Source organism: Kordia zhangzhouensis, from assembly GCF_001005305.1.
Taxonomy (GTDB): domain Bacteria; phylum Bacteroidota; class Bacteroidia; order Flavobacteriales; family Flavobacteriaceae; genus Kordia; species Kordia zhangzhouensis.
The window spans coordinates 164,191-183,864 of the sequence record NZ_LBMH01000004.1; the positions used below are offsets into that span (position 1 = coordinate 164,191).

The following is a 19,674-nucleotide window of genomic DNA, read 5'->3' on the forward strand; positions in this document are numbered from 1 at the left end:
AGTATTGAGATGTTAGTATTGAGATGTTAGTATTGAGATTTTGATATTGAGGGTTTTTAAGAATTTGTCTCAATACTCACTACTAACTTCTCAGATCTTAGTTTCTCAAGGGCTTGCCCGTCTTTAACATATGCTGAATACGCTCAAGTGTTTTACGCTCTGTACATAGACTTAAGAAAGCTTCACGTTCTAGGTCTAATAAATAGTCTTCGCTTACCAATGTTGGTTCTGATAAATCACCACCAGCCATTACGTACGCCAGTTTGTTGGCGATCTTTTGATCGTGTTCACTGATGTAATTGCTGGCTTCCATCGAATCGGTTCCTACTAAGAACATTCCCAAAGCTTGTTTTCCAAGAACTTTTACATCTTTTCTGCGGATTGGTTGCGTGTAACCAGATTCTGCCATGAGTTTCGCATGTGCTTTCGCCGTTGCGATTTGACGATCTTTGTTTACGACTACAATGTCTTTTCCTTTTTGCAATACGCCCATATCAAACGCTTCGTATGCTGACGTAGCTACTTTAGCCATTCCAATAGTTAGGAAGTATTCTTGCAGTACGTTTAACTCTACATCTCCTTTGCGGAAGGTGTCTGAAGCACGTAGTGCCATTTCTTTGGATCCACCACCACCAGGAATCACTCCAACACCAAATTCAACTAGCCCAATGTATGTTTCTGCAGCCGCAACCACTTTATCAGCATGCATCGAAAGTTCACATCCACCACCAAGTGTCATTCCGTGAGGTGCTACGACTACAGGAATAGAAGAGTAGCGCGCACGCATCATCGTGTTTTGGAACATTTTGATCGCCATGTTCAATTCGTCATATTCTTGCTCAACTGCCATCATAAAAATCATTCCGATATTTGCTCCAACGGAGAAGTTGGCTGCTTGATTTCCAATGACTAATCCTTGGAAATCTTTTTCTGCTAAATCAATTGCTTTATTGATTCCTTGTAGTACACCACCACCAATGGTGTTCATTTTAGATTGGAATTCTAAGTTTAAAATTCCGTCACCTAAGTCTTCAATCACCGCTTCACTGTTTTTCCAAACTTCGTTCGACTTGCGGATATTGTCTAAGATGATAAAAGCGTCTTGCCCAGGTTTTTTTACTTGTGCTTTCGCAGGAATGTCATAATAATAGGTAGCCCCATCTTTTACGGTGTAGAAACTTTTTTCGCCAGCGGTAACCATTTCTGTAACCCAAGCAGCTGGTTCTAAACCTTCTGCTTTCATGAGTTCAATACCTTTTTCGATGCCGACAGCATCCCAAATTTCAAACGGTCCGTTTTCCCAACCAAAACCAGCTTTCATTGCGTCGTCAATTCGGTAGAGCTCATCAGAGATTTCAGGAATTCTGTTTTGTACATACGCAAACATCGCTGCGAAGTTTTTACGGTAAAATTCACCTGCTTTGTCTTTTCCGCCCACTAATACTTTAAAGCGATCAATTGGCTTGTCGATGGTTTTTGTAAGTTCAAGCGTTGCAAACTTGGCTCTTTTATTTGGGCGATATTCCATCGTGTCTAAGTCCAACGAAAGAATTTCTTTTTTACCTTCTGGAGTAACTGTCTTTTTGTAGAAACCTTGTCCAGTTTTACTACCTAGCCATTTATTTTCCATCATTTTTTCAATGAAGTCAGGCAACTTGAATAAGTCATGCGCTTCATCTTCAGGGCAGTTTTGGTAAATTCCATTAGCCACATGTACTAAAGTATCCAATCCTACAACATCGACAGTACGGAAAGTTGCTGATTTTGGACGACCAATTACCGGTCCTGTAAGTTTATCAACTTCTTCAATTGTTAATCCTAGTTCTTTTACTTGATGAAAGAGACTTTGAATACCAAATATACCGATTCTGTTTCCTATAAATGCTGGAGTATCTTTTGCTAATACAGATGTTTTTCCTAAAAATTTTTCTCCGTACATCATCAAGAAGTCCGTTACTTCCTGTTTGCAATCAGGTCCAGGAACTACTTCAAATAGTTTTAGGTAGCGTGGCGGATTGAAGAAATGCGTTACAGCAAAATGTTGTCTAAAGTCTTCACTACGGCCTTCATTCATAAATTGAATTGGAATTCCAGACGTGTTTGAAGTAATTAAAGTACCTGGTTTTCTGTGTTTTTCAACTTGTTCAAATACTTTTTGTTTGATATCTAAGCGTTCAACAACCACTTCAATAATCCAATCGACATCTTTTACTTTATGTAAGTCGTCTTCTAAATTTCCAGTAGCAATTCTATTGGCAAATTGTTGTGAGTAAATAGGAGAGGGCTTAGATTTAAGTGCCGTTTGTAGGTTTTCATTAACCATTCTATTGCGAACTACTTTATCTTCAAGTGTCAATCCTAGCGCTTTTTCTTTATCTGTAAGTTCGCGAGGAACAATATCAAGGAGTAATACTTCAACTCCGATATTGGCAAAATGACAGGCAATTCCAGAACCCATAATTCCAGAACCAATCACTGCTATTTTGTTAATTGGTCGTTTCATCTTTTTTTCAATTTTTAATTGTTAGTTAAAATTTACTTGGTAATGAATTAAGTAGATTTTAGTATTTTAATTATGTTTCAATTTATTTTTCAGCACTAACTTCCACAGAGGAGTTATAAATTTTCTTATTACTAATGAGTTCTAAAATGACTTCTGTAACTTCATAAAAGTGTTTAAGTTTTTCTTGATCTATATTGGCGCGAATTGCGTCATTGAATCGTAGTACGGTTGTTTTAGAAACATCGCGCATTTCTCTTCCAAAGTCAGTCAAGCAAATAAGAACACTGCGTCCGTCCTTTGGATTTTTTTTTCGATAAATAAGTCCTTTTTCTTCCATACTTTTTAGTGTACGGGATAGGCTAGTGGCTTCCATGCCCATTTTTGGGCCTAGCGTGGTTGAGGGAGTTCCTTCTTCTTGATCAATGCTCAGTAATGTGAAACCTGTAGCCATTGTGCTGCCATATTTTCCAGCTTCCTCATTATACATTTTGGAAATGGCTTGCCATGTAGCTCTCATTACATGATCTATAGTTTTTTCTTTCATACAGTTGTTTGGTCTTCAAATATATAAAAAAAATACTATGCATGCATAGTAAAATAAAAAATATTTTTAGGAATTTGTGAAAATTTTAATAGATGAAATAGGAGAATGACAGCTTTTGCGTATTAAAATTTAATTCTTCACAATTAATACTGAAGTTTAAAGATAAAAAAAACCGTTCAATTGAGGTGAACGGTTTATTGGTTTTATGCGCGATCATAAATTTTATCGCAATAGTCTTTATAGATTTCTTTGATGACTTTTCGTTTCATTTTCATGGTCGGTGTCAATTCGCCACCATCAATAGACCATACAACAGGAATGAGTTCAAAACGTTTGATTTGTTCCCACTTTCCGAAACTGCTATTTGCTTCATCTACTTCTTTTTGAATGCGAGCAATAATTTCTTCTGAGCTACAGATTTCTTTTTCTGAAGTCCCGATGTTTTTTCCTTTCTTTTTGATCCAATCTTTGATGAATTCGAAGTTTGGCTGAATTAATGCTGCTGGCATTTTCTCGCCTTCTCCGATTACCATAATTTGTTCAATGAAACGCGATTGTTTGAAACGGTTTTCAAGTAATGCAGGGATGACATATTTTCCTCCAGAGGTTTTGAACATGTCTTTTTTACGATCTGTGATTTTTAAGAAACCATCGGCACTTACTTCACCAATATCTCCAGTATGGAAGTATTCGCCAGACATTACACTTGCTGTTTTTTCAGGGTCTTTATAATAACCTTGCATTACATTAGGACCTTTAACAAGGATTTCTCCATCTTCAGCAATTTTTACTTCCACGTTATCAATTATGCGTCCTACGGTACCAATTCGGAATCCGCCATTGCGTTGATCATTTACAGATATAACAGGAGAAGTCTCTGTTAATCCATATCCTTCCATGATAGGAATTCCAGCAGCCGCAAATACACGTGTTAATCGTGCTTGTAATGGGGCGCTTCCTGAAACCATTAGTTCTAAGTTACCACCTAAACCTTCTTGCCATTTGCTAAAAATGAGCTTACGAGCTATTTTTAATCTAAATTCATACCACCAACCATTTTTACCGTAAGGTTCGTATTGCAACCCAAGTTCAATAGCCCAAAAGAATAATTTCTTTTTAATTCCGGTTAAGTCGGCTCCTTTGGCATAAATTTTATCGTATACTTTTTCATACAAACGTGGGACAGCTGTCATTACGTTTGGTTTTACTTCTTTTAAGTTGTCACTAATTTTTTCAATAGATTCGGCAAAGAATATTTCAATTCCACAGTATTGGTATAAATAGAGAATCATTCTCTCAAAAACGTGACATACAGGTAGAAAACTTAAAGCTCTTGCTTGTCCGTTGTGCAAAGGAACACGTTTTTGACTGTCCAATACATTTGAGACTAAGTTGTTATGAGAAAGCATTACACCTTTAGGTTTTCCCGTAGTTCCTGAAGTATAGATTAAGGTTGCTAAATCATTAGACTTTACGGCATCTTTACGAGTTTGTAATTCATCATCATTGCTGGTGTCTTCTCCTAATTTTAATACTTCAGACCAATGTTGTTCACCAGCTACTTCATCAAATGTATAGACACCTTTTAGTTTGGTATTTCCTTTAATTTGATTTAGTTTTTCAATAATTTCTACATCAGAAACAAAGCAGTATATAGATTCTGAGTGGTTTAGGATATACTCATAATCTTCTTTTGCAATTGTTGGATAGATAGGAACGTTTTGTGCACCAGTTTGTAATATACCGATGTCCATAATATTCCACTCTGTTCTGTTGTTAGTAGATATTACCGCTATCTTATCATTGGGCTGTACACCCAAACGTAACAAACCTCTACTAATCGCATTTGCTTGATCAATGTATTCTTGCGTTGAAGTTGAAACCCATTGTCCGTTGCTAAAAGAAGTTAAGGATTTTGCTAGTGGGTAGTTAGCCAATTGATAGTAAGGAAAGTCAAAAAGTCTCTTTACATTCGTCATTCTCTGATTTGGTTTTTTTGAAAGTGCAAAATATGAAATTTGTTAACCATTTTCAAAGGGAATGTTTAAAAAAGTATACCTTTTTCTAATAAATTGACAACAAGAGATCTGTTTGTCAAACATATATGTAAAAAGACCTGTAGCAAATACAGGTCTTTTTTATGAATTGTTATGTGTTGTGTATGCGTTATTTATTTTTTTCTTCAATCCATAAGCGCGCATTTACGAAAGCTTCTAACCAAGGAGATACTTCGTCTTTTCTTCCTTGCGGATAGTGAGCCCAATTCCATTGAAAGGTAGAGCGTTCAATATGCGGCATTGTTACTAAGTGTCTTCCCGAAGCATCACACATCATCGCTGTATTGAAGTCGGAACCATTAGGATTGGAAGGATAAGCGTCATACCCATATTTTGCCACGATATTGTATTTGTCTTCTCCATAAGGAAGTTTGAATTTTCCTTCTCCATGACTAATCCAAACACCCAAAGTTGTTCCTGCTAAGCTAGATAACATTACGGAGTTGTTTTCTTGAATTGTAACCGATGTAAACGCACTTTCGTGTTTTTGTGAATCGTTATACGTCATTTTTCCGTGTTCATCATGATCTGGATTGATGACTTCAAGTTCCATGAATAGTTGACAACCATTACATATACCTACTGAAAGTGTATCTTCTCGTTTAAAGAAGTTTTTTAAAGCAGTGTTTGCTTTTTCGTTGTATAGAAATGCGCCTGCCCAACCTTTGGCAGAACCTAATACATCTGAGTTAGAAAATCCTCCTACTGCACCGATGAATTGGATGTCTTCCAAAGTTTCACGACCAGAAATTAAATCGGTCATATGAACATCTTTTACGTCAAAACCTGCTAAATACATCGCATTCGCCATTTCACGTTCGCTGTTGCTTCCTTTTTCTCTAATAATAGCCGCTAATGGACGTTTTGCAGTACTACGAGCTGAGTCGAGAAGTCCTGTAAAATGGGTTGGAAATGTATACGTTAGAGGTTGATGTTTGTAGTTTTCGTATCGTGCTTTTGCCAATCCGTTTGCCGTTTGTTTTTGATCGAGTAGGAAAGAGGTTTTGTACCAAACATCTCTGTACTCAGCAACACTTAAACTGAATTTTTCTTCGTGATTTTTTAGGTTTAAACGATCACTTTCAGTTACAGTTCCAATGGTAAAGAAAGGAATACCCGCTTTTGTCAATACACTTTCTACAGATGTGTCTACAGGTTGGAATACGATTCCGTTATTTTCTGCAAATAACAATTTGATAGTGTCTTTTTCGTCAAGGGCATCAAAGTTCAAATTGGCACCTAAATTGACATCAGCAAAACAAAGTTCTAGCAACGTTGTGATTAATCCGCCAGATGCCACATCATGTCCTGCTACAATTTTATCATTTTGAATAAGTTGTTGTATGGTATTGAATGCTTTTTTGTATAGTGTAGCATCTACAATAGTAGGTGTTTCGTTTCCTATTTTATGTAATGTTTGTGCAAAAGAACTACCTCCTAATTTGAATTGATCTTGAGATAAGTTAATGTAATATATAGGTCCTGCATTTTTTTGAAAAACAGGTTCTACTACTTTTGTAATATTAGTACAGTTTGCTGCTGCAGAAATAACCACAGTACCAGGAGAGATGACCTCTTCATTTGGATATTTTTGCTTCATCGATAGAGAATCTTTTCCTGTTGGAACGTTGATTCCTAAATCAATTGCAAATTCTGAAATGGCAGCAACTGCTTCGTATAAACGCGCATCTTCTCCTTCGTTTTTGCAAGGCCACATCCAGTTGGCAGATAGAGATACACTTTGCAGACCATCTTTTAAAGGAGCCCAAATAATGTTGCTTAATGCTTCCGCAATTGCGTTACGACTTCCAGCAGAAGGATTAATTAATCCAGATATTGGGGCATGTCCTACAGATGTAGCGATGCCTTCTTTTCCAACATAATCCAGCGCCATTACGCCTACGTTATTCAATGGAAGTTGTAGCGGACCAGCACATTGTTGCTTGGCTACTTTTCCACCCACGCAACGATCAACTTTGTTTGTTAACCAATCTTTACAGGCTACAGCTTCTAATTGTAATACTTGTGAGAGATAGTGTTCAAAGTTATTTTTTTCATAATGAAGAGCACTGTAAGAACGTTGTACTGTATGGTCTGTCATAATTGTTTTTGGAGAACTTCCAAACATATCACTTAATGCCAAATCCATTGGTTTGTCTCCATTGGTAGCTGATTCAAATGTAAAGCGATCATCATTGGTTACGTTTCCAACAGTATACATAGGAGAGCGCTCTCGTTCGGCAATTCTTTCTAACGTTTTGATGTGTTCATTGGAAATTACGAGTCCCATACGTTCTTGAGATTCATTTCCAATAATTTCTTTGGCAGATAATGTAGGGTCTCCTACAGGCAATTTGTCAAGATCAATTTTACCACCAGTTTCTTCTACCAATTCAGATAAACAGTTTAAATGACCGCCTGCTCCGTGATCGTGAATAGAAACAATATGATTTTCATCACTTTCTACCATACCACGAATAGCATTTGCAGCACGTTTTTGCATTTCTGGGTTTGAACGTTGCACTGCATTCAGCTCAATTCCAGTAGAAAATTCACCAGTATCTGCGGATGAAACAGCTGCTCCACCCATTCCGATGCGATAGTTTTCACCACCGAGAATGACCACTTTATCACCTGCTTTTGGTGTGTCTTTGATTGCTTGCGAAGCTTTCCCATACCCAATTCCTCCTGCTTGCATGATGACTTTGTCATATCCTAACTTTCGAGCAGTAGTGTTTAAGTTGTCGGTATTTTCATCATGTTCAAAGGTGAGTACAGAGCCACATATTAAGGGTTGTCCGAACTTGTTTCCAAAATCAGAAGCTCCATTGGAAGCTTTGATTAAAATGTCAATTGGCGTTTGGTATAACCAGTCACGCGCAGGCATTGCATGTTCCCAAGGTTTGTTTTGAGAGTTTTCCAATCTTGAATAGGAAGTCATGTATACAGCAGTTCCTGCTAGAGGAATAGAACCTTTTCCACCAGCAAGTCTGTCACGAATTTCTCCTCCAGAACCTGTAGCAGCACCATTAAAAGGTTCTACAGTAGTTGGGAAATTGTGTGTTTCCGCTTTAAGCGATATTACAGAGTCAAACTCTTTTGTTTCGTAAAAATCAGGTTTATCAGCTGTTTTTGGTGCAAATTGTTGCACTTTTGGCCCTTTGATAAAAGCCACATTGTCTTTGTATGCTGAAACAATATCGTTAGGATGTTGCTTAGAGGTTTCTTTGATTAGTTTGAAGAGAGAAGTTGATTTTTCTTCTCCATCAATCACAAATGTTCCGTTAAATATTTTATGGCGACAGTGTTCTGAATTTACCTGAGAAAAACCAAATACTTCAGAATCAGTTAATTTTCTTCCTAGTTTTTTTGAAAGGTTGTTCAAGTATTCAATTTCTTCATCACTTAAAGCCAGTCCTTCTTGCTCATTGTAATGTGCAATATTTTCAATTTCTTGGATGGCTTCTGGTTCAATATCAATAGTAAACGTATTTTGATGTAACCCTTTATATTTTTGAAAAATCATCGGGTCATATTCAGAGAAGTCTTCAGCTACTGCTAGAAATTCTTCAATACGAATGATGCCTTGAATTCCCATGTTTTGAGTTATTTCAACAGCATTTGTGCTCCAAGGTGTAATCATTGCTGCTCGAGGACCAACAAAAAAAGCATCTAAAGATGCTTGTTCTATTTTTGCTGCGTTCCCAAAAAGCCAGTTTAGTTTTGCAACGTTTTCTGTTGATAATTCTTCTGCTGTTTGTACAGCAAATACTTTGCTGCGTACGTTTCCAAAGAAATGAATCATTATGTAGTTTTTGTGTGTTGTGTTTTAAAAAAGCCAAATTTACTACATTTTCTAGTATTTTAACTTAAAAGTTACGCTATAATTTTTGAGTTATTCACGAGTTTTTGAACACTTTTTTTAGATTCACTAGCTTTAATTCATGAATTTAAAAATTCAAGGATTCAAGGTTCTTTATTTCGGGTATACTTTTCTTAAGATTGATCTAAATTGATTTCGTTTTTTGTATCTTTCTTTCACAAACTTACACCAATTCTATGTACACAAGACGAATTTTTCCTATCAAGGGAATGCTGAAATGGACGCGACGTCACATTTATATTTTCATAATTTTGGCAATCATCCCTGTTATTTTTTATGAATTTATAGGTATACGATGGTTGCGTGTTCCTTGGTTACCTTTGGGTGTTTTGGGTACTGCAGTGGCTTTTATTGTCAGTTTTAAAAACAATGCTTCCTATGATCGATTGTGGGAAGCACGGAAAATTTGGGGAGGAATTGTGAACGCTTCTCGTTCGTGGACGCTCATGGTAAAGGATTTTGTTACGAATCAATTTGCAACAAATTCTTTGGCAGATGCAGAAATTAAAACGATTCACCGTGAGTTGGTGCATAGGCATATTGCTTGGTTGACGGCACTCCGCTATCAATTACGAAAAGACAAGCCGTGGGAAACACATTTGAAAAAGTCGAAATCGAATCGTGAATTTAGAGCCAATTATTATTTGGTTTGTGAAGATGAAATTCCTGTTGAGTCTGCGGTGAGTCCATACATCAGTTCACAAGAAATGGAAGAAATTTTTGCGAAAGGGAATCAAGCATCACAACTTGTGGGAATTCAGTCAAGACGACTAAAAGAGCTACGTACTGAAGGATTGATAGATGATTTTCGTCATATGAAAATGCAAGAAATGCTGACTGAATTGTACACATTGCAAGGTAAAAGTGAACGGATTAAAAATTTTCCGTATCCACGACAGTTTGCGACATTGAATTACATTTTTGTGTGGATATTTATTATTTTACTCCCTTTTGGAATGATTGATGGCTTTGAAACCATTGGAGCTAATATTCAAGCGCTAATGGAAACCAAACATTTGCATACGATGAATATATTTGTAGACCTCGAAAAATTCTTTTCAGATCATTTTGTTTGGTTGTCTATTCCGTTCAGTGTGTTGCTTTCGTGGGTTTTCCATACAATGGAAGCTATAGGAGAAAATACAGAGAATCCGTTTGAAGGCGGTCCTAATGATGTGCCAATTACCGATATGACACGTGGTATAGAGATTGATATCAGGCAGCTTATAGACGATACAGATATTCCAGATCCGTATCAATGGAGAAACCATATTGTGATGTAGTGCATACTGCTCACTTATTATTAATTAAAAAAGACCGAATTTATTAAAAGTTCGGTCTTTTTTATATTTAAAATGTTCTCTAACAAATTATTTCATTGCTCCAACCATATCTTCTGGTTTTACCCATTGGTCATATTCTTCAGGAGTTACATATCCTAAATTGATAGCTTCTTCTCGTAATGTTGTTCCGTTTTGATGTGCGGTATTCGCAATTTCAGCAGCTTTGTAGTATCCAATTTTGGTATTTAGCGCTGTTACCAACATTAAAGAGTTGTTTAATAATTCTTTAATACGAGTGTGATTAGGTTGAATTCCTGAAGCACAATGTTTTTCAAAACTTACACAAGCATCTCCAATGAGTTGTGCAGATTGTAGTAAGTTTGCAATCATCATAGGTTTGAACACATTCAGTTCGTAGTGTCCTTGCGTACCTCCAACAGTTACAGCAACGTCATTCCCCATAACTTGAGCGCAAACCATGGTTAGTGCTTCACATTGTGTTGGATTTACTTTTCCAGGCATGATAGAACTTCCAGGCTCATTGGCAGGAATGATAATTTCTCCAATTCCAGAACGAGGACCAGAAGCCATTAGGCGAATGTCATTTGCGATTTTATTTAAGGAAACCGCCAATTGTTTTAAAGCTCCATGCGTTTCTACAATAGCATCGTGTGCAGCCAAGGCTTCAAATTTATTTTCAGCAGTCACAAATGGAAGCTCTGTAAAACGAGCAATAAATTCAGAAACACGCTTCGCATATCCTTTAGGAGTGTTTAGTCCTGTCCCTACAGCTGTTCCTCCAAGAGCCAATTCGCTCAAATGAGGTAATGTATTTTCTAATGCTTTTAGTCCGTGGTTTAATTGGGAAACATATCCAGAAAATTCTTGTCCTAGAGTAAGCGGAGTAGCATCCATTAAGTGTGTTCTACCAATCTTTACGACTTCCCTAAATTCTTCTGATTTTTTCTTTAGCGTGTCACGAAGTTGTTTTACACCTGGAATAGTTGTTTCAACAATTTTCTTGTAAGCTGCAATATGCATTCCTGTTGGGAATGTATCGTTGGACGATTGTGATTTATTTACATCATCATTGGGCTGTATTGTTTTTTCGCCTTCCCCAATTTTTTTTCCGGCCAATTGATGCGCTCTGTTGGCAATCACTTCATTTACATTCATATTGGATTGTGTTCCAGAGCCTGTTTGCCAAATAACTAGAGGGAATTGATCGTCATGTTTTCCTGCCAAGATTTCATCGCACACAGCAGCGATTAAATCTCTTTTTTCGATTGGTAATACACCTAACTCACAGTTGGTAAATGCAGCAGCCTTCTTTAAGTAAGCAAATCCATATACAACTTCAAGTGGCATGCTAGCAGGAGCACCAATCTTAAAATTATTTCTTGAGCGTTCGGTTTGTGCACCCCAAATTTTATCAGCGGGTACTTTCACTTCGCCCATGGTATCTTTTTCAATTCTATATTCCATGTGGATTAGTTTTTTTGCAGTGCAAAATTAACCATTTTTGAATGTTGTAGAACATTTTTTTAATCTTTTTACAATGAAATTAATTATAAAAGTTCTTTTTTTAGGGAAGCTTTAAACGAAGAAAATTGCGTAAAAATACGCGAACCTACTTATGTGTCTTTTAGTACCTTGTGTTCGCTAATTAACCTATAAAAGAGATAATACAATGAAAACCGTATTCACATACACGGTGTTTTTATGTTTTGCATTGTTGAGTTGCAAACATAATACATCCAAATGCCCAAAATGTCCTGAATGTGCCAATTTCCACGCAGCGTCACATGAAATAAAAGTAGTGACACCAACGGTGACTCATACATTTTTGTCATTATCAGATGTTCATATAAATGAAGATATGATAGAAACCTATTATGGAAATGTTACAGGAACTCAATTATGGAGTAGAACCAAGGCGAAAATTGAAGCTGTTGTAAAAGAAGAAGAACCTAAATTTATGGTGTATTTAGGTGATTTGCCTGCTTATATTGATGCAACAAGAGCTCAAAATTCGCATGTAATGCTTGAAAATTTGAGAAATTTAGAAATAGGAATTCCAATCTTGTATTTACCGGGAAATAATGATTCGCTGGAAGGCGATTATCATTCTTTTACAAATGATGAAAAAGAAACGGTGCTGTCAGAAGATACAGATGTGTCCAATCCATGGCCTATTATTAACAGTAATTCAACAACAATTCGCCCATTTAATTTAGATTTTAATACAGAGTTTGGATATTATTCAGTGGATTTGGTAGATAATGGAAATGTACTGAAAGTGATAGCTTTAAACACCGTAATCTTTTCTAATAATAAAACACATCCGTATGTTGGAGATGATGGAGTGTCTCAACAAGAGGCAACACAAAAACAAATGACATGGTTTGAGACAACTTTGCAAAAGTTAAAGCCTACTAATCGTGTTATGCTTATGATGCATATTCCGATTGGTAAAGATGGATATGGAGGTGATTATATGTGGAAACAAAGTTTAACTTTTAAAGATCAAGCAGGAGTTACACATAAGTTGCAAAATGGTTTTATTGATTTGTTAGAAAAATATCAATCAAATATTACAGGTGTATTGAATGGACATACACATACAGATGGATTGCGTCGGATATACAAGTCACATCAATCAGATAAAAAAAGAGATATGATTTCGTTTTCGATTTCAACTCCAGGAATTGCTGTAAATCATGATAATAACCCAGCTTTTAAATTGTTTACTTATGATAGTAAAACGTTTGACTTATTAGATTTTGAAACTTTTTTTGCTTCTCCAACAAAAATGATTTCACCTAAAGGAGATTTTAAATTTATGAAGGATTCTAGCTATACATTTAGTGAAGTTTATCAGGTAAAACATATGCCTACGCCAATTTATAAAACACTAGAAAATCAGTCAGATACAGAAATAGTAAGTCATGTAAACGAAACTCTGGGAGCACATTCACAGTATGATAAAAAGGTTGTATTACACCACCCAGAAGCCGTTAATGTGTATAAAAATTAACGTTGTATTGTTAATAATTATACTCGTTTCAGTATGAATATTGAATATAAACCAATATCTTTGTAGGGAATTCGATAAATTCCGGAAAATATGTTTGAATTTGATCAATATTTAGGATTCTTAGCTTTCCTTACCATCTTAACCATTGGATTTTGGTTAATGATTCTTTTATTGACTTTCATCGTTCCTTATTGGGTAGGTGGAGCTTTAAAAGAACGTTATGACGAGTGGAGAGCAGCTAAAAAGGACTCTTAAATACAAAAAGGACAAAGAATAAAGGGAACTTACTCAATTGTAAGTTCCCTTTTTTAATTTAACAAAGTTGTATTTCTTCTATTTTAACTCTTCTAGTAATAATGCTGCAACTTTTTCTGAAGAAGCAGGGTTTTGCCCTGTAATTAATAGTCCATCTTTAATGGCATACGAATTCCAATCATCCGCTTTGCTATAAATTCCGCCATTATCCTTTAGCATATTTTCTACTAAAAAAGGAACTACATCAGTCAAGCCAACAGCTTCTTCTTCGGTATTAGAAAAACCAGTTACTTTTTTACCGTTTACCAAAGGTGTACCATCGGTGTTTTTTGTACTTTTAAATATAGCAGGCGCATGACATACGGCTGCCACAGGTTTGTTATTGTTATAAAAGGATTCTATTAATTTGATAGAATTAGGATTTTCAGATAAATCCCATAAAGGGCCATGCCCACCAGGATAAAATACAGCATCATAATCAGCCTGATCAACCTTTGCTAAAGGCATAGTATTAGCTAGAAGTTTTTGTGTTTCTTCATCTTGAATGAATCGTTTTGTAGCAGGTGTTTGTGCACTTTCATCTTTACTTTTTGGATCTATAGGCGGTTGTCCTCCTTCGGGAGAAGCCAACGTAATAACGACACCTTTGTCTTTTAAGAAGTAGTAAGGAGCGGCAAATTCTTCTACCCAGAAACCAGTTTTTTCACCAGTATCACCTAATTTACTATGACTTGTTAAGACAAATAGAACTTTTTTCATAGAGTCTTCTTTTTTTATAGTTTGTTTTGTTGAACTTTTATCTGTTTCGCACGCTACCATTGTGATAACGATAACGAGTATATTCATTACTGATTTCATAGTCAATGGAATTTTATATAAAATTAGCTATTTGAAATCGAGAAAAAATTGATGTATGTTAAGAAATGCGATGTGCAATTTCCTTGCGAATTCGGCTTAGACTTTCTGTAGTAATGCCTAAATATGAAGCAATGTGGTAATTTTTTACAGATTTTTCAATAGTAGGATAGTCGTGTATAAAATTGAGATATCTTTTTTTAGCAGGTAAAGACAAATTAGCTAAAATTCGTTTTTGAAAACTTGCAAATGAGCGTTCAAGTTTGTGTCGAATAAAACGTTCAGTTTTTGGGATGTTGTCAAAAATTTCTTCTGCCTTTTCTTTCGAAATTTTATATAAAATAGCATCTTCTAGGCACTCAATACATAAAATAGATTTTTGATCTAAAAAATACCCAATATAATCGCTAATCCACCAGCCTTTAATCGCAAATTGTATGGTGTGTTCTTTTCCAGAATCAGAAATCAAATACGTACGTAAACAACCATCGTGTACATAATATTGATAATCTATTTGTTGGTTTACATCAAGGACAATAGTTCCTTTTTGAAAGTACACTTTTTTATAACGAGCTTCTATAAAACTTACTTCGTCATTTGTAAGTTTCAGTTGGTTATGGTCAAATATTTCACGTGCAATAGAGATCACTTTTTTTTAAAGAAATGTTAGCTCATTAAAGATACAAAGTAATCTAGAGGTAAAGAATCAAACGAATATATTTTCAATAAAATTATTCAGCACTTGGTCTAAACTACTTAAGAAGAAGGGCCAAATTGAGCATTTTTTTGAAAAGAATCAATATGCTTCTTTTTAATCTTACCCACTTGTTTTTGCATCTTTTTACTCAAAGAAGAAATACGCACTGTTTCTCCTGAAGTTGTGATAATTCGTCCCTTGTGATCTACAGGAATACCATCAGATAAGTGTTTTGCAGCCATTCCTTTTAATAAGCGTCTGCTCATTGGACTTGGAGAACGTGCTCTATCTTTGCTACCATCTCTATGTCGAGTTTTTCGACTTTTTCTTAGGTTTAAGTGAATGGCAGCTCTAACAGGATTGTTGACACCCATATGAGGCCCATAATCAGGGACATTGGCATGAAAACTATTCGCTTGTCTTAAAAACTCCTTTAGCGTACTATCATTTTTTTTGCTCTTATAGTCTGTAAGTGCTTGTTCAAAATTTGTTTGAGATCCTTTGGCACGTTTTAATAACTCGGTCAAAGCAGCAATTCTTGTGCTGGAACTCTTTTGTAAAATGGCTCTTTGAAGTCTTCGGTTAATTCGACGGATGCGAGAATTTCCGCTTTTGATAAAAATAGCAGTGAAACTATCAAAACCACTTGTTGAAATATTGTTGTGATATTTCATGGTGTTTTCGCGAATATCTTTCCAAGACAAACGATGTGGTTGTGCGGCATTGAGTTTATCCAGTCCTGGTTTTTTAAGATTAATTTTAAAAGTTTGATGACGGGAAGTATTGTGATGTAAAATGGCACTTTTCTTAGAATCTGCCGTAAATGATGGCCTGTCTGTCACTTTTTTGAATTTCCCCAATTGAATTACGCCGCGATTATCAATGGAAGTCTGCTGTACTCGCTGCACTACATTTTTAGCTCTATTATCTGTCAAATACATTTCAGAAGCTCTTTTGGGAACTACTGACTCCTGTTTTTTTTGGGCTATACTATTTTGATACCTGTACATAGTAAAGAATTTGAATCACAAATGATACGTTTCCCTTAAAGATACTAAAAATACATATAAACCTTACAAAAACCTTCGATGACTTACACTAATACGGTACTTTTGAAAAATAGCTTTCAAGTTGTTTAATTCTTCCTTCGTAAGTTCTACGGTCAATGATACATTGTCTATTTCAAAAATGTAAAATCCATGGTGTGTCTTTTGAATTTTTACTTTTTTTACTTGCGTGAGATTGATATGCTGCTCATTCTCCTCTTGATCTATAATTAAAACATTACCTACGAGTTTAAGCATACCAACTCTTATAAATAGTGTGTATTCGAGAATAAATCCAATAATAAACACAATAACAAAAGTTATATCTATAAATGAAAAGTATGTAGGCGTTTGGTAGGTTTCATAAAATTGTTCAGCTAAGCGGTCTAAAGCAAAAAGAACAAAACCTACAATAACAATCAGCCGCCAAATCCTATACCATTTGGTTTCTTTAAAATAGTTAGTGTTGATGATAGCTGCTTTCATATAATATGATAAGTTACTTTTTTGAATGATTGTTACACAAAAGCATAAAATACACAAAAAATTCTATAAGATTTTCTAATTTCGCAACCTCAAAAATATACAGATGATTACAGTTGATACTATTGCCGTAGAATTTAGTGGAACAACGCTTTTTAGTGATGTAAGTTTTGTCATCAATGAAAATGATAAAATTGCCTTAATGGGGAAAAATGGAGCTGGGAAGTCTACAATGATGAAAATTATTGCAGGCGTACAAAATGCTACACGAGGAAAAGTAAGTTGTCCCAAAGACACTGTAATTGCATATTTGCCTCAGCACTTATTGACAGAAGACAAGTGTACCGTTTTTGAAGAAGCTTCTAAAGCATTTCAGCATATTTTTAAAATGCGAGACCGAATGGATGAGCTCAACAAACAGCTAGAAACTCGTACCGATTATGAAAGTGAAGCCTATATGAAAATTATTGAAGAGGTCTCTGAATTGGGAGAACGCTTCTATGCGCTTGAAGAAATTAATTATGATGCAGAAGTTGAAAAAGCACTGAAAGGATTAGGTTTTAAGCAAACAGACTTTCAACGCATGACGAGCGAATTCAGTGGTGGTTGGCGTATGCGTATTGAATTGGCTAAAATTTTACTACAAAAACCAGATTTAATCTTGCTTGATGAGCCAACGAATCACATTGATATAGAATCGGTAATTTGGTTGGAAGATTTCTTGGTACATAAAGCCAATGCAGTAATGGTTATTTCGCATGATCGAGCGTTTATTGATAACATTACAAATCGGACAATTGAGGTAACTATGGGGCGCATTTATGATTACAAAGCAAACTATTCACATTATCTAGAATTGCGTGCCGATCGTAGAGCACATCAAATTAAGGCATATAATGAACAACAAAAATTCATTGCCGACAATCAAGCATTTATAGAACGTTTCAAAGGAACATTCTCTAAAACAAATCAGGTAGCTTCACGTGTTCGCATGCTTGAAAAGCTTGAAATTATAGAAATTGATGAGGTTGATAATTCATCGTTAAAACTTAAATTTCCACCAGCGCCACGTTCGGGAGACTATCCTGTCATTGTGGAAGAGCTTTCGAAAAGATATGATGATAAAGTAATCTTTAAAAATGCAAGTTTTTCGATTGCGCGCGGCGAAAAAGTATCATTTGTTGGACGAAATGGAGAAGGAAAGTCAACTATGATTAAATCTATTTTGGGAGAAATAGAACACGAAGGCACGTGTACGCTAGGGCATAATGTAAAAGTGGGGTATTTTGCGCAAAATCAAGCATCTTTGCTTGATCCAAACTTGACTATTTTTCAAACGGTTGATGAAGTGGCCAAAGGCGACATTCGTACACAGATTAAAAATATTTTAGGTCAATTCATGTTTAAAGGAGATGATATTGATAAAAAAGTAGGCGTGCTTTCTGGAGGGGAAAAAACACGTTTGGCAATGGTGAAATTATTATTAGAACCAGTAAACTTATTGATTCTGGATGAACCTACCAATCATCTTGATTTGCGTTCAAAAGACGTGTTAAAAGATGCTCTCAAAGCTTTTGATGGTACATTAATATTGGTTTCGCATGATCGTGATTTCTTGCAGGGATTGTCTCAAAAAGTATTTGAATTCAAAGATCAACGTGTCATTGAACACTTTGAAACAATTGATGCATTCTTAGAACGGAATCGTATAAAAAGTATTCAAGAAATTAATCTATAGGTTCTATTTCTAATAAAAAAATAAGCCATTTACACGATTCGTATTTGCCTCTCAAAAAAATGTATCATTCTAAATTTTATACTATTTTTAGCAGATGAAAAAATTACTACTAACCCTAACCATTCCAATCTTTTTCTTGGCAAGTTGTGCTAAAGAAAAGAAAGAGACTCCTAAAACAGAAGAAACAAATAAAACAGAACAAACAATTGCCTATGCCAATGGAAATGTGCCAAGCGGGCTAGATATATCAATTATAGATAAAACGTATGCAATTTGGAAAGAAAAATATGTGACTTCTGAGGGCTGTTCTGAAGGGGCAAAACGTGTCTTGTTTGATGATATGTCGCATACGGTGAGCGAAGGTATTGGTTACGGAATGCTAGCTTCCGCAATGATGAGAGATGTCGAAACATTTGAAGCTCTTCACCGATATTATAAAACGCATTTGGACGATAATGGACTCATGAATTGGAAAATTGACGCTAAAGGAGGAATTGCAGGTGAAAATGCAGCTACGGATGCTGATTTAGATGTAGCTTACGCACTTTTGCTAGCTCACAAATTAATTGGAGGAAATAACTACTTAGAAGAAGCTAAAAAAATCATCAGTAGGATTAAAAATCACATGGTAGAGAAAGATACATATGTGTTAAAACCTGGCGATGTATGGGGAGGAAGTCAGACAACCAATCCATCCTATTTTGCACCAGCGTACTTTAAAGTATTTGCTGAAGTTACGGAAGATGAAAGTTGGTTAAAAGTAAGTGATAAGTGCTATGAAATCCTTTTTAAAAGTTACAACTCAGAAACAGGTTTAGTCCCTGATTGGTGTAAAGCTGATGGAACTACACCGGCAGATGGAGTTGAATGGGCAAAGTATAACGGAACAAGATATTATTACGATGCTGCAAGAACTCCATGGCGTATTACGAAGGATTACCTTTGGTATGGAGATGAAAGAGCAGAAGCTTATTGTCAAGCCATTAATGGTTTTGTGAAAAAAGTAGGAATTTCTAAGATAACAGATGGATACGATTTAGAGGGAAATACATTTAGGAAAGATAAAACAAGTGCTTTTGTTGGTTGCTTTGCAGTAGCTACAATGGCATCATATGATCAAGACTTTATAAATGATGCGTACAAAGAAAATATAAACACGTTTAATAATACATACTTTAATGACATTCTTCGTTTGTTAACTTTACAAATGCAACACGGAATGTTTATTAAATACGAATCCTAGGCTTAAATAACTTAAAATTAGGGGAATAATCCTATGATTGAAAGGTGTTT

The 19,674-nt window shown here is 35.6% G+C and carries 14 protein-coding genes; 5 read left to right on the forward strand and 9 right to left on the reverse strand.

Annotated elements, in window-relative coordinates; translation table 11 throughout:
• Positions 1–97: 97 nt before the first annotated feature.
• The 4 genes from AA088_RS07380 to purL form a co-directional block, all read right to left on the reverse strand.
• On the reverse strand, positions 98–2,503 hold the full coding sequence (locus tag AA088_RS07380) for a 3-hydroxyacyl-CoA dehydrogenase/enoyl-CoA hydratase family protein (RefSeq protein WP_046744328.1): 2,406 nt from the start codon (positions 2,501–2,503) through the stop codon (positions 98–100).
• 82 nt (positions 2,504–2,585) lie between these two features.
• On the reverse strand, positions 2,586–3,047 hold the full coding sequence (locus AA088_RS07385) for a MarR family winged helix-turn-helix transcriptional regulator (RefSeq protein WP_046744329.1): 462 nt from the start codon (positions 3,045–3,047) through the stop codon (positions 2,586–2,588).
• Between the two features lie 203 nt (positions 3,048–3,250).
• Positions 3,251–5,026 carry an AMP-dependent synthetase/ligase gene (locus AA088_RS07390; protein ID WP_046744330.1) on the reverse strand — a complete coding sequence of 592 codons (1,776 nt, stop codon included), beginning with the start codon at positions 5,024–5,026 and terminating at the stop codon, positions 3,251–3,253.
• Positions 5,027–5,213: 187 nt separating this feature from the next.
• Positions 5,214–8,909: a phosphoribosylformylglycinamidine synthase gene (purL, locus tag AA088_RS07395; RefSeq protein WP_046744331.1), complete on the reverse strand. Its 3,696-nt coding sequence runs from the start codon at positions 8,907–8,909 to the stop codon at positions 5,214–5,216.
• 254 nt (positions 8,910–9,163) lie between these two features.
• On the opposite strand from purL, the gene AA088_RS07400 reads away from it, so the two are divergent.
• A complete protein-coding gene (locus AA088_RS07400; protein WP_046744332.1) occupies positions 9,164–10,270 on the forward strand; it encodes a bestrophin family protein in 1,107 nt (368 codons plus the stop codon).
• Positions 10,271–10,357: 87 nt separating this feature from the next.
• Here AA088_RS07400 and fumC read toward each other — a convergent pair whose 3' ends face one another.
• Positions 10,358–11,755, reverse strand: a complete 1,398-nt coding sequence (fumC, locus tag AA088_RS07405) for a class II fumarate hydratase (RefSeq protein ID WP_046744333.1) — start codon at positions 11,753–11,755, stop codon at positions 10,358–10,360.
• 205 nt (positions 11,756–11,960) lie between these two features.
• Here fumC and AA088_RS07410 point away from each other — a divergent pair, with 205 nt between their 5' ends.
• Complete coding sequence (locus AA088_RS07410; protein ID WP_082106607.1) at positions 11,961–13,307, forward strand: metallophosphoesterase; 1,347 nt, start codon at positions 11,961–11,963, stop codon at positions 13,305–13,307.
• A gap of 90 nt (positions 13,308–13,397) precedes the next feature.
• The gene (locus tag AA088_RS18630) at positions 13,398–13,562 is read left to right on the forward strand and encodes a hypothetical protein (RefSeq protein WP_046744335.1); all 165 of its coding nucleotides are present in this window, start codon (positions 13,398–13,400) and stop codon (positions 13,560–13,562) included.
• 78 nt (positions 13,563–13,640) lie between these two features.
• On the opposite strand, the gene AA088_RS07420 is transcribed toward AA088_RS18630, so the two are convergent.
• From AA088_RS07420 to AA088_RS07435, 4 genes are all read right to left on the reverse strand, one after another.
• Positions 13,641–14,321 carry a type 1 glutamine amidotransferase domain-containing protein gene (locus AA088_RS07420; RefSeq protein WP_046744574.1) on the reverse strand — a complete coding sequence of 227 codons (681 nt, stop codon included), beginning with the start codon at positions 14,319–14,321 and terminating at the stop codon, positions 13,641–13,643.
• A gap of 157 nt (positions 14,322–14,478) precedes the next feature.
• Complete coding sequence (locus tag AA088_RS07425; protein ID WP_241483393.1) at positions 14,479–15,066, reverse strand: Crp/Fnr family transcriptional regulator; 588 nt, start codon at positions 15,064–15,066, stop codon at positions 14,479–14,481.
• Between the two features lie 107 nt (positions 15,067–15,173).
• Positions 15,174–16,124 carry a hypothetical protein gene (locus AA088_RS07430; protein ID WP_046744336.1) on the reverse strand — a complete coding sequence of 317 codons (951 nt, stop codon included), beginning with the start codon at positions 16,122–16,124 and terminating at the stop codon, positions 15,174–15,176.
• A 63-nt stretch (positions 16,125–16,187) separates the two neighbouring features.
• The gene (locus AA088_RS07435; RefSeq protein WP_046744337.1) at positions 16,188–16,646 is read right to left on the reverse strand and encodes a hypothetical protein; all 459 of its coding nucleotides are present in this window, start codon (positions 16,644–16,646) and stop codon (positions 16,188–16,190) included.
• A 103-nt stretch (positions 16,647–16,749) separates the two neighbouring features.
• Between AA088_RS07435 and AA088_RS07440 the strand changes: the two genes are divergently transcribed.
• The gene (locus AA088_RS07440) at positions 16,750–18,381 is read left to right on the forward strand and encodes an ABC-F family ATP-binding cassette domain-containing protein (RefSeq protein ID WP_046744338.1); all 1,632 of its coding nucleotides are present in this window, start codon (positions 16,750–16,752) and stop codon (positions 18,379–18,381) included.
• Positions 18,382–18,475: 94 nt separating this feature from the next.
• On the forward strand, positions 18,476–19,624 hold the full coding sequence (locus tag AA088_RS07445) for a glycosyl hydrolase family 8 (RefSeq protein ID WP_052752816.1): 1,149 nt from the start codon (positions 18,476–18,478) through the stop codon (positions 19,622–19,624).
• Positions 19,625–19,674 lie beyond the last annotated feature (50 nt).

What these genes read in the sequence shown, in the direction of transcription:
- AA088_RS07380 (WP_046744328.1), bottom strand. Translation starts at nt 2,503, where the DNA reads ATGAAACGACCAATTAACAAAATAGCAGTGATTGGTTCTGGAATTATG.
- AA088_RS07385 (WP_046744329.1), bottom strand. Translation starts at nt 3,047, where the DNA reads ATGAAAGAAAAAACTATAGATCATGTAATGAGAGCTACATGGCAAGCC.
- AA088_RS07390 (WP_046744330.1), bottom strand. Translation starts at nt 5,026, where the DNA reads ATGACGAATGTAAAGAGACTTTTTGACTTTCCTTACTATCAATTGGCT.
- purL (WP_046744331.1), bottom strand. Translation starts at nt 8,909, where the DNA reads ATGATTCATTTCTTTGGAAACGTACGCAGCAAAGTATTTGCTGTACAA.
- AA088_RS07400 (WP_046744332.1), top strand. Translation starts at nt 9,164, where the DNA reads ATGTACACAAGACGAATTTTTCCTATCAAGGGAATGCTGAAATGGACG.
- fumC (WP_046744333.1), bottom strand. Translation starts at nt 11,755, where the DNA reads ATGGAATATAGAATTGAAAAAGATACCATGGGCGAAGTGAAAGTACCC.
- AA088_RS07410 (WP_082106607.1), top strand. Translation starts at nt 11,961, where the DNA reads ATGAAAACCGTATTCACATACACGGTGTTTTTATGTTTTGCATTGTTG.
- AA088_RS18630 (WP_046744335.1), top strand. Translation starts at nt 13,398, where the DNA reads ATGTTTGAATTTGATCAATATTTAGGATTCTTAGCTTTCCTTACCATC.
- AA088_RS07420 (WP_046744574.1), bottom strand. Translation starts at nt 14,321, where the DNA reads ATGAAAAAAGTTCTATTTGTCTTAACAAGTCATAGTAAATTAGGTGAT.
- AA088_RS07430 (WP_046744336.1), bottom strand. Translation starts at nt 16,124, where the DNA reads ATGTACAGGTATCAAAATAGTATAGCCCAAAAAAAACAGGAGTCAGTA.
- AA088_RS07435 (WP_046744337.1), bottom strand. Translation starts at nt 16,646, where the DNA reads ATGAAAGCAGCTATCATCAACACTAACTATTTTAAAGAAACCAAATGG.
- AA088_RS07440 (WP_046744338.1), top strand. Translation starts at nt 16,750, where the DNA reads ATGATTACAGTTGATACTATTGCCGTAGAATTTAGTGGAACAACGCTT.
- AA088_RS07445 (WP_052752816.1), top strand. Translation starts at nt 18,476, where the DNA reads ATGAAAAAATTACTACTAACCCTAACCATTCCAATCTTTTTCTTGGCA.